The following is a 9,848-nucleotide window of genomic DNA, read 5'->3' on the forward strand; positions in this document are numbered from 1 at the left end:
ACCGCTCCCTCCCGGCGTCCCTCCCGGCGTCCCCGCGGCGCCGTCTTAGCTTCCGCTTCCCCTGTGAAAGGTCCACCTTTATGGAACTGCTGATCGGACAGATGTTTGCCGGGCTCAGCCTCGGCTCGGTGCTGCTGCTTGCAGCACTGGGCCTGTCGTTGACCTTCGGCCAGATGGGCGTCATCAACATGGCGCACGGTGAGTTCATCATGGCCGGCGCCTACACCGCCTTTGTGGTGCAGCAGAGCCTGGGCAGCGCCGGGGTGTCACTGCTGGTGTCCCTGCCGGCAGCCTTCCTCGTGGGCGGGGTCATGGGGCTGGCATTGGAGGGCCTGCTGCTGAAGCGGATGTACCACCGGCCACTGGACACCCTGCTGGTGACTTTCGGGGTTTCGCTGATCCTGCAGCAGGTGGCCCGCGACGTCTTCGGCGCACCGAGCGTGGACGTCCGGGTGCCGTCCTGGCTGCAGGGCAACGTGGAACTGCTGGGTGCGCCGATTCCGCTGACCCGGCTGTTCATCCTCGCCCTGGCCCTGGCCTGCCTCGCGGCGCTGGCCCTGCTGCTGAAGGCCACGCCACTGGGCCGGCGGATCCGCGCCGTCGTCGTCAACCGGGATCTGGCCGAAGCCAGCGGCATTTCCTCGCGCCGCACCGATCAGCTCACCTTCTTTATTGGCTCCGGCCTGGCCGGAGTCGCGGGGGTGGCGGTGACCCTGATCGGTTCCACCAGCCCCTATCTCGGACCGAACTACATCGTTGACGCCTTCCTGGTGGTCGTGGCCGGCGGAATCGGCCAGATCAAGGGGGCGGCCATCGCGGCGTTTGCGCTGGGCGTGCTGCAGTCGGTGTTCGAGTTCTCCACCACCGCCAGCATCGGCAAGGTGCTGATCCTGGCGGCCATCGTGATTTTCCTGCAGGTCCGCCCGCAGGGCATCTTCACCCTCAAGACCAGGAGCCTGGCATGAGCACCGCAACAGCACGCAGAGCACACACCGCCCGCGCCGGCGCAGCGGGCAACGGAGCCGCAGGCACACCGCGGCTGTCCGGGCAGCTGGCGGCCTTCGGCCGGTCCCGGTCCGGTGTCCTCACCGGATTTGCCGCCGGCGCCGCGCTGCTCCTGGTGGCCGCTCCCGCGCTGCTGCCGGTCTTCAGCCTGACCCTGCTCGGCAAGTTCATCTGTTTCGCGATCGTGGCCGTGGGCATCGGCCTGGCCTGGGGCCGGGGCGGCATGCTCACCCTGGGCCAGGGCGTGTTCTTCGGCCTCGGCGCCTACATCATGGCCATGCACATGAAGCTTGCCGACGCCGCGCTCTTCGGCGGCACCGGGGTTCCGGATTTCATGATGCTCTACGGCTCCGGCACCGTGCCGGGCTGGTGGGAACCGTTCCGCAGCCCGGTGGTGACGCTTGCCGCCGTCGTGCTGGTGCCCGGACTGGTGGCCCTGGTGCTGGGCCTGGCGATCTTCAAACGCCGGGTCAAGGGCGCGTACTTCGCGATCCTCAGCCAGGCGCTGGCTGCCGCGTTTGCGGTGCTGCTGATTGGGCAGCAGGCCACCACCGGCGGATCCAACGGGCTCAGCGGTTTCCGGTCCTTCTTCGGCCTGGACCTGGCCGATCCGGCCAACAAGCGGATGCTGTACCTGCTCGCCGCCGTCGTGCTCCTGGTCGTGGTGGCCGCAGCCCGGCAGCTGATGCACAGCCGCTTCGGCGAGCTGCTGGTCGCGGTGCGTGACCAGGAGGAGCGGGTGCGGTTCCTCGGCTACGATCCGGCAACAGTCAAAACCGTGGTCTACGTTCTGGCCGCCGTGATGGCCGGCGTCGCCGGCGCGCTGTTCGTGCCGCTGGTGGGCATCATTTCCCCGGCCGACGTCGGGGTGACCCCCTCGATTGCCTTCCTGATCGGCGTGGCGATCGGCGGCCGGGCCACGGTCCTGGGTCCGGTGCTCGGTGCGCTGGGCGTGGCCATTGCGCAGACCTCGCTGGCCTCGACCTTCCCGTCGTTCTGGGTGTACTTCCAGGGCCTGCTGTTCGTGCTGGTCATCGGCTTTCTGCCCGGAGGCCTGGCCTCGCTGCCCGGGCTGATCGGCCGGACGCGGCGGCGCAAAGATGATGCCGACGACGCTTCCCTGCCCTCCGCTTCGAAGGAGTCCTGACCATGAACGACTCAGCCGCACGCTCCACCGCACTGCTGCCGCAGGGCGAGCCGGTGGCCGGCGGACAGCGCACCGGCCGTCCGCAGTACCTGGAAATCCGCGACCTCCGCGTGGCCTTCGACGGGTTCACGGCCGTCGACGGCGTCAATCTGGACGTCACCCAGGGCGACCTGCGGTTCCTGATCGGGCCCAACGGCGCCGGAAAGACCACCATGATCGACGCCATCACCGGCCTGGTTCCGGCCACCGGGTCGGTCAACCACACCGGCACCGAAATCCTGGGCCGGAAGGTGCATCAGATCGCCAAGCTCGGCGTCGGCCGCACCTTCCAGACCGCCAGCGTCTTCGAGAACCTCTCGGTGCTGCAGAACCTGGACATCGCGGCAGGCTCCCGCCGAAAGCCGCTTGAGCTGCTGCGCCGGCGCCGCGGCACCGAACCGGCAGTGGAGGAGGCGCTGGAGATTATCGGGCTGGAGCATCTGGCCTCCGCGCAGGCCGGCACCCTGGCCCACGGGCAGAAGCAGTGGCTCGAGATCGGCATGCTGCTGGTGCAGAATTCCGAGCTGCTGCTGCTGGACGAGCCCATTGCCGGCATGAGCCAGGACGAGCGCGCCCAGACCGGCGAGCTGCTGCGGCGCATCGGCGCCAACCGGATCACCCTGGTCATTGAACACGACATGGATTTTGTCCGCGAATATGCCACCTCGGTGACCGTCCTGGCCGCCGGAAAGGTCCTCAGCGAGGGCAGCGTGGCCGACGTCCAGGCCGATCCGCGCGTGCAGGAAGTCTATTTGGGCACCACGCCCGCGAAAGGACACTGATGCTGGAAATTCAGGAGCTCAAGGCCGGATACGGGCGCACCGAGGTGCTGCACGGCGTCTCGGTGACCGTGCCCGACGACGCCGTCTCCTCCGTCCTGGGACACAACGGCGCCGGGAAATCCACGCTGCTGCGCGCCGTCGTCGGCATCATCAGACCCACCGCCGGGACCATCCGGTTCAACGGTGAAGATATTTCCGGGCTGCGGCCGCACCAGCGCGTGGCGCGCGGGCTGGCGTATGTTCCGCAGGGCCAGCAGTCCTTCGGCCCGCTCACGACAATGGAAAACCTGCGGCTGGTGGCCGATGGGCGCAAGCGCGGCAAGGCGCTCGTGGACGAGTCGCTGGACATGTTTCCGGCGCTGAAACCGCTGCTGGGCCGCCGGGCCGGGCTGCTGTCCGGCGGGCAGCGGCAGCAGCTGGCCATTGCCCGCGCGCTGATCACCGAACCGGCGCTGCTCATCCTGGACGAGCCCACCGAGGGCATCCAGCCCAACGTGGTGGCGGAAATTGAGCACACCATCATGAATCTGGCGTCGCGTTCGGGCATGCATGTGCTGCTGGTGGAACAGCACATCGGGTTCGCGCTGCAGGCGGCGGACACCTACTACGTACTGGCGGCCGGGCGGGTGAGTTCCACCGGCGGCGGAGGCGCCGGGGCTGCCGAGACGGTCCGCGCCGCGATGCTCATCTAGGGTCCGGCTCTTCCCTGGGCGCGCCTCCGCAGGACCGCTCCCGCGCCGGAAACCGGGACCCTGCTGCTCCGGACACTGATCCGCGCTAGGCTCGTCCAGAAATCCGCCACCGACACGGGGAGAACCATGCGCCGGGCACTGACCGCTTTACTGCTGAGCCTCATCACGCTGACGGGAGGTGCGGCGGCAGCGGCCGCCGTGACCCCGGAGGAGGTGATTGTGGAGGACACGGCCGGTGTGCTGGACGCCAACACGCTCCTGCCCGCCCTGGAAGACATCGAGTTCCGGGAACCGACAACGGTGGCCGTCTATACCTACAACGGCCCGGCGGGCAACGAGGACGGCACCGTCCTCAACGCCGAAGTGCTCCGTTTCGCCCGGGAGCAGCATCCGGAGTGGCTCAGCGGGGACGGGCAGAAGTGGGCGGACGGACTGTTCATCTTCGCGCTGGATCCGACGGGCCGCTGGACCGGAACGTACTACGGCGAGGACCGGAAAATTCCCCTGAGCCAGCAGGAAGACATCAGGGAGGAGACGAACAGCCTCTTCGCCGAGGCCAATTGGACCGAGGGCACCATCGCCGCCGTCGAGGAGGCGGCAAAGCTGATCAACCGGCCCTGGTACCTCTCCCCCGCCGTTATTCTCGGTGCCGGCGCTGCGGTGCTTGCAGGCCTGGTCTCGTCCATCACGTACGTGCTGGTGCGCTGGAACCGGCAGCGCAAAAACCGCAGGCTCCTGGCCGACGCCGATGCCAGCTACTCCAGCGTGACCCACGATCTGGACGCAACGGAGGTTAACGCCAACACCATTCCGGCGGATTCTTCCTACGGTGCTCGCGTCCTGGAGGAATACCGAACCTTCATGGTCCGCTACAACACTGCGACCGAGCTCAACAATGCGGCACACGCGCTCACCGACAAGGACCTGAAGCAGCGCTCCAGCACCACCGTGCTGGAACAGTATGCCGACGCCGCCATGGAGCTGGACGGCCTGGACGACGTCATCGCTGACACCAACGCGCTGCTGAACAAGGCGCCGGGCTGGGAACGGGCCTGGGACCGCCAAACCGGACCGCTCTTCGAAGACCTGGATCTGCTCGACGACCAGCTGGAAGGCAGGGGCGCGGCCGAGAAGGACTCCGCCACGGCCCACGCGCTGCGTGCGTTCCGGCAGCAGGCCCGGGAGCAGCTCGCGGCGGCCTCCACGGCGCTGACGGAGGACCGGATCACCCCCGAGCAGGCGCTTGACCGCATCAAGGCCAGCCGCACCGAGCTCTCGGAGCTGCTCAAGCACCATGCAAAAACCGTGATCGCCGCCCAAACAAAGTCCGGCGCCGAGCGGGAACTCATGCAGGAGGAACTGAAGAAGGCCGCCGAGCCGCGCCGCCTGCACCGGGACGGCTACCGCCCCGGCATCGTGGACACCGCTTTTCCCGCCTACTTCTACTACTCGGTGGGCAGCTTCAACTCCGGCATCGAGCACGGCACCAGCAGCGTGGAATCGGCCCGTTCCTCCGAGTCGGGTTCCAGCTCCACCGGATACGGCAGCTCGGGCGGCAGTTTCTCCGGAGCAGGCAGCTCCGGCCGGTTCTGAGTCCGGGTCGGAGGGACACACAACTTGTAGTACAAGTTAGGCCACTTGTACTATAAGTGAACTCCGTCACTCAGATAAGGACCGCGATGCCCTACACCGTTGATGCCATCCGCCATGTGAAGCTCTCCACGGCGACGCTTCCGCTCTCCACTCCCATCTCCGATGCCAAGGTTTTCACCGGCCGGCAGAAGCCGATGACCGAAGTGGTCTTCCTGTTTGCGGAGATCACCACGGAACAGGGCCACCAGGGCCTCGGCTTCAGTTACTCCAAGCGCGCGGGCGGCCCCGCCCAGTACGCCCATGCCAAGGAAGTCGCCGAAGGCATGCTCGGCGAGGATCCCAATGACATCGGCAAGATCTACACCAAGCTGCTCTGGGCCGGCGCCTCAGTGGGCCGCTCCGGCGTCGCCACCCAGGCCCTCGCCGCCCTGGACATCGCCCTCTACGACCTCAAGGCGAAGCGGGCCGGCCTGCCGCTGGCGAAGCTGCTCGGCTCCTACCGCGACTCGGTGCGCACCTACAACACCTCCGGCGGGTTCCTTAACGCCTCGCTCGAGGAGATCAAGGACCGCGCCAGCCAGTCACTCGAAGAGGGCATCGGCGGCATCAAGATCAAGGTGGGACTTCCGGACTCCGCCGAGGACCTGCGCCGGGTGGCCGGGGTGCGCGAGCACATCGGCCCCGACGTTCCGCTCATGGTCGACGCAAACCAGCAGTGGGACCGCAGCACGGCGCTGCGGATGGGCCGCCGCCTGGAGGTCTTCGACCTCACCTGGATCGAAGAGCCCCTGGACGCGTACGACGCCGAGGGGCACGCCGAGCTGGCACGCGCACTGGACACCCCCATCGCCACCGGTGAAATGCTGGCGTCGGTGGCTGAACACGAACGCCTGATCGCGCTGGGCGCCTGCGACATCATCCAGCCCGATGCGCCCCGGGTCGGCGGGATCACCCAGTTCCTGCGGCTGGCCACCCTGGCCGACCAGAAGGGACTGGACCTGGCTCCGCACTTTGCCATGGAAATCCACCTGCACCTGGCCGCAGCCTATCCGCGCGAAGCCTGGGTGGAGCACTTTGACTGGCTGGACCCGCTGTTCAACGAACGGCTGGAGACCAAGGGCGGCCGGATGCTGGTGCCCAACCGCCCCGGGCTCGGCGTCAGCCTGAGCGAGCAGGCCCGGGCCTGGACCACCGACAGCGTGCAGTTCGGGCTTGCCTGACCCGCATGCGACGATAAGTGGATGAGCCCCCACCTGACCTCCGATCTCGCCGGCGCGCTGCGGGCGGACATCGTTGACGGACGGATAGCCCCGGGCGACCGCCTTCCCAGTGAGAGCACCCTGATAGCCCGGCACGGCGTGTCGCGAACCGTGGTCCGGGAAGCGGTCGCCCGGCTGCAGGCCGAGGGGCTCATCCACACCCGCCGCGGCAGCGGCAGTTTTGTCCTGGTGCCTCCGCCTCCGGAGAGCTCCGGAGCCCACCGGCCCGCCCGGACCCTGAAGCAGCGCCTGGAACTGCTGGAGTTCCGGACTGCCATCGAATCCGAAGCCGCGGCCCTGGCTGCCGTTCGGCGCACTCCCGCCCAGCTCGCGGCCCTGGAGGCTGCCCTGGGAAACTTCGACGCCGCAGGGGGCAACCCTGCCGCGACCCTGGGATTTGACTACGCTTTCCATCATGCGGTGGCCGAGGCCTCCGGGAACGCCTACCTTGCCGACGCCCTGCAGAACCTCGGTCCCGCGATGATTGCCATGCCCCGGCAACGGCTGGAGGCCGGCACGTCCCCGGAAACGGACATTGGCCCGGTGTCCGTTGAACACCGGGCCGTCCTTGATGCTGTCAGTGCCGGGGATGCCCTGGCCGCCGCTGCAGCCATGCGCATCCACCTTGCCGGTTCGCGGCGCCGGCTCGAGGCCAGCGCCGGCGAACGGGACTAACCGCGCTGTTCCGGCTTCACTGCCAGCACCGGGCGGTCTGCCTGCAGCAGGATCCGCTGCGCCACCGAACCCATGATGAACTTGCCCACCTGGGACCGCTGGCGCAGTCCAATCACGATCAGCGACACGTCGTGGGCGCGGGCCAGCTCAAGGATTTCCTCTGCCAGGTCATCGGTGTGGCTGGGCTGCAGCACGGTGGCCGAAACGCCGGCCGCCGTGCTGGCTTCCGCCAGGCGCTTGAGGTCGGCCGGCGTCGCCACCATTTTCTCCACCAGGGCGCCCTGCCGGCTGGAGTTCACGATCAGCAGTTCCTCTCCGCGGAGCTTTGCTTCGCTGATGGCTGCCGCGGCGGCTGCTTCACCAACCGCATTGGGGACATATCCGACGAGGATGCTCATGCTGATTCCTTTTTCTGGAGGACCGGCGCGTTGGCGGCGGTCTTGCGGCGGCGAAGCGCCGACTGGATAACGGGAAGGACTGCCACAAACACGAAAACGAGGAGCAGCGATGCGGAGATCGGCCGGCTGAAGAAGCCCATGACGTCACCGTCCAGGACCAGGAGCGAACGGCGCAGCGAGGACTCCAGCAGCGAGCCGAGAACGAATGCCAGCACGAGGGGTCCCGGTTCGAAACCGAACTTCTTCATCAGGTATCCCACGGCGCCGAAGAAAATCACCAGCAGGACATCGAACATGGAGTTGTTGATGGTGTAGGCGCCGAGGATGGTGATCAGTGCCGTCACCGGGGCCAGGATGGCGGCCCGGACACGCAGGATCCGGATGAAGATGCCCACCAGCGGGATGGACATCAGCAGGAGCAGGATGTTGCCGATGTACATGGAGTTGATGACGCCCCAGAAGAGTTCCGGATCGTTTTCCACCAGCTGCGGGCCGGGGGTGACGCCCTGGATCAGCAGCGCGCCGTACATCAGCGCCATCGTGGCGTTGGCCGGGATGCCGAGCGTCAGCAGCGGAATGAAGGAACTGGTTGCCGCGGCGTTGTTGGCGGTTTCCGGACCGGCCACGCCTTCAACTGCTCCGCGGCCGAAGCGTTCCGGATGCTTGGCGCGCTTCTTCTCCATTGCGTAGGCCGCCATGGAGGCAATCGTGGCGCCGCCGCCGGGCAGGATGCCCAGGAAGAATCCAAGGACGGAGCCGCGTCCGATGGCTCCGGAGGATTGCTTGAGGTCCTTGCGGGAAGGCCACACGTTCGTCACCTTGGCCGGCACCGAGGTGGCGCGGTGGCGCTCCTCGAGGCTGTGCAGGATTTCGCCGAGCCCGAACAGGCCCATGGCCACGGGAACGAAGTCGATGCCGTCGGCCAGGTTGAGGTTGCCGAAGGTGAAGCGTTCGGCGCCGGTGAAGGAATCCCGGCCAACGGTCGCCAGCAGCAGGCCGATGGCTGCGGCAATGAGGGCCTTGACTTTACTGCCGTTGCTGATCGTGGCGACAAGGAGGATGCCCAGAAGGGCCAGGGCCGTGTATTCGGGCGGGCCGAAGTCCAGGGCGAAGCCGGCGATCAGCGGCGCCAGGAAGGTCAGGCCGATGATGGCGACCGTCCCGCCGATGAAGGAGCCGATGGCGGCAATGCCCAGTGCGGTTCCGGCGCGTCCCTGTTTGGCCATCATGTAGCCGTCAAAGACGGTGACAACGGAACTCGCTTCCCCCGGAAGGCGCAGGAGGACCGAGGTGATTGTGCCGCCGTACTGCGCACCGTAGAAGATGCCCGAGAGCATGATGATGGCCGTGACGGGTTCAATGCCGTAGGTCAGCGGGAGCAGGATGGCGATCGTGGCGGCTGGCCCGAGGCCGGGCAGCACGCCGATCAGCATGCCGATGATTACACCGAGCAGGCAGTAGAGCAGATTTGTGGGGTCAAGGACAACGGTAAAACCGTTCAAGACCGGCTGAAGGAAATCCATGGTGAACTCTGGCTCGTTTCGGTTAAAGCAGGTGGGGAATGGATGTTCCCAGGCCCAGGACGAAGATGCCGTAGAACGCTGCTACTACAAGCAGCGAGTAAGTGATCGCTGACCGCCAGGTTTCTCCGCCCAGGAACTTCATCCAGATCAGGCTCAGCAGCAGCGAGGGAATTTCGAAGCCGATGACCGGCATCAGGAAAGCCAGTCCGAGCAGCGTCAAGAATCCGAAGAGGGTCGACAGCGAGTATCGGGAGAATTTTTCGCCGTCGCCGCCGCGTCGCCCGGCCACCACTTGGGCGGCGCTCAGGACCACAACGACCAGGCTGACGATGAACGGCCACATTCCCGGCTCGGGCTGGGCGGGTGCGCCCAGTCCCAGTCCCAGGGAGATAACCACCCCCACGACTCCAATCGCCAGGGCCACGAGTGACGCGACGGTATTGGCAGTTCCGCCGGCCGACGGCGGGGCGTCCGCCTCCCATCTGGCCGCCAGCTCATCGGGCGTGAGCGCGTCGTCGGTGAGCAGCGAATTCGCGCTCTCCGCGACAGGACCGTTCCCGACGGGGCGGTCCGTGACGGGTTCGGCAGATGCGGGTCCGGTGGACGGCTCGGCTGTTTCTGGGTCTTGCTTCATGGGGCTCCTGTAGGAACTGGAACTGCGTCAGTAACTAAAAACGGCGCCGTCGGGGGGCCCCCATAACCGGGCCCCCCCCGGCCCAAGGGGTAACCGGGTAC

At 67.1% G+C, this 9,848-nt stretch carries 10 protein-coding genes; 7 read left to right on the plus strand and 3 right to left on the minus strand.

The window, feature by feature from the left end; translation table 11 throughout:
• Positions 1–80 precede the first annotated feature (80 nt).
• The 7 genes from urtB (at position 81) to QNO00_RS13400 (ending at position 7,192) form a co-directional block, all read left to right on the plus strand.
• Positions 81–965: an urea ABC transporter permease subunit UrtB gene (gene urtB, locus QNO00_RS13370; protein WP_229964537.1), complete on the plus strand. Its 885-nt coding sequence runs from the start codon at positions 81–83 to the stop codon at positions 963–965.
• Positions 962–2,152, plus strand: coding sequence for an urea ABC transporter permease subunit UrtC (urtC, locus tag QNO00_RS13375; RefSeq protein WP_284024839.1), 1,191 nt, complete (start codon positions 962–964; stop codon positions 2,150–2,152). Before urtB ends, urtC begins: the two co-directional genes overlap by 4 nt.
• 2 nt (positions 2,153–2,154) lie before the next feature.
• Positions 2,155–2,973, plus strand: a complete 819-nt coding sequence (gene urtD, locus QNO00_RS13380) for an urea ABC transporter ATP-binding protein UrtD (protein WP_284024840.1) — start codon at positions 2,155–2,157, stop codon at positions 2,971–2,973.
• The gene (gene urtE / locus QNO00_RS13385) at positions 2,973–3,665 is read left to right on the plus strand and encodes an urea ABC transporter ATP-binding subunit UrtE (protein WP_284024841.1); all 693 of its coding nucleotides are present in this window, start codon (positions 2,973–2,975) and stop codon (positions 3,663–3,665) included. The genes urtD and urtE overlap by 1 nt, the downstream gene beginning before the upstream one ends.
• A gap of 126 nt (positions 3,666–3,791) precedes the next feature.
• A complete protein-coding gene (locus QNO00_RS13390) occupies positions 3,792–5,258 on the plus strand; it encodes a DUF5129 domain-containing protein (protein WP_284024842.1) in 1,467 nt (488 codons plus the stop codon).
• Positions 5,259–5,344: 86 nt separating this feature from the next.
• Complete coding sequence (locus tag QNO00_RS13395) at positions 5,345–6,478, plus strand: L-talarate/galactarate dehydratase (RefSeq protein ID WP_284024848.1); 1,134 nt, start codon at positions 5,345–5,347, stop codon at positions 6,476–6,478.
• Between the two features lie 21 nt (positions 6,479–6,499).
• Positions 6,500–7,192 (plus strand): FadR/GntR family transcriptional regulator, encoded by a 693-nt coding sequence (locus QNO00_RS13400; RefSeq protein WP_284024849.1) that lies wholly within the window; start codon positions 6,500–6,502, stop codon positions 7,190–7,192.
• Here the strand turns inward: QNO00_RS13400 and QNO00_RS13405 are convergent.
• The 3 genes from QNO00_RS13405 to QNO00_RS13415 are packed head-to-tail and all read right to left on the minus strand — an operon-like array spanning position 7,189 to position 9,747.
• Complete coding sequence (locus QNO00_RS13405; protein ID WP_284024850.1) at positions 7,189–7,590, minus strand: universal stress protein; 402 nt, start codon at positions 7,588–7,590, stop codon at positions 7,189–7,191. The genes QNO00_RS13400 and QNO00_RS13405 overlap by 4 nt on opposite strands.
• Positions 7,587–9,113, minus strand: a complete 1,527-nt coding sequence (locus tag QNO00_RS13410; protein WP_284024851.1) for a tripartite tricarboxylate transporter permease — start codon at positions 9,111–9,113, stop codon at positions 7,587–7,589. The genes QNO00_RS13405 and QNO00_RS13410 overlap by 4 nt, the downstream gene beginning before the upstream one ends.
• A 22-nt stretch (positions 9,114–9,135) precedes the next feature.
• Entirely contained in the window at positions 9,136–9,747 is a 612-nt protein-coding gene (locus QNO00_RS13415; protein ID WP_284024852.1) for a tripartite tricarboxylate transporter TctB family protein, read from the minus strand.
• Positions 9,748–9,848 lie beyond the last annotated feature (101 nt).

Source organism: Arthrobacter sp. zg-Y1219, assembly GCF_030125545.1.
In the GTDB taxonomy this organism is placed as follows: Bacteria; Actinomycetota; Actinomycetes; order Actinomycetales; family Micrococcaceae; genus Arthrobacter_B.

What these genes read in the sequence shown, in the direction of transcription:
- QNO00_RS13395 (WP_284024848.1), top strand. Translation starts at nt 5,345, where the DNA reads ATGCCCTACACCGTTGATGCCATCCGCCATGTGAAGCTCTCCACGGCG.
- QNO00_RS13410 (WP_284024851.1), bottom strand. Translation starts at nt 9,113, where the DNA reads ATGGATTTCCTTCAGCCGGTCTTGAACGGTTTTACCGTTGTCCTTGAC.
- QNO00_RS13400 (WP_284024849.1), top strand. Translation starts at nt 6,500, where the DNA reads ATGAGCCCCCACCTGACCTCCGATCTCGCCGGCGCGCTGCGGGCGGAC.
- urtC (WP_284024839.1), top strand. Translation starts at nt 962, where the DNA reads ATGAGCACCGCAACAGCACGCAGAGCACACACCGCCCGCGCCGGCGCA.
- QNO00_RS13405 (WP_284024850.1), bottom strand. Translation starts at nt 7,590, where the DNA reads ATGAGCATCCTCGTCGGATATGTCCCCAATGCGGTTGGTGAAGCAGCC.
- urtD (WP_284024840.1), top strand. Translation starts at nt 2,155, where the DNA reads ATGAACGACTCAGCCGCACGCTCCACCGCACTGCTGCCGCAGGGCGAG.
- QNO00_RS13415 (WP_284024852.1), bottom strand. Translation starts at nt 9,747, where the DNA reads ATGAAGCAAGACCCAGAAACAGCCGAGCCGTCCACCGGACCCGCATCT.
- QNO00_RS13390 (WP_284024842.1), top strand. Translation starts at nt 3,792, where the DNA reads ATGCGCCGGGCACTGACCGCTTTACTGCTGAGCCTCATCACGCTGACG.
- urtE (WP_284024841.1), top strand. Translation starts at nt 2,973, where the DNA reads ATGCTGGAAATTCAGGAGCTCAAGGCCGGATACGGGCGCACCGAGGTG.
- urtB (WP_229964537.1), top strand. Translation starts at nt 81, where the DNA reads ATGGAACTGCTGATCGGACAGATGTTTGCCGGGCTCAGCCTCGGCTCG.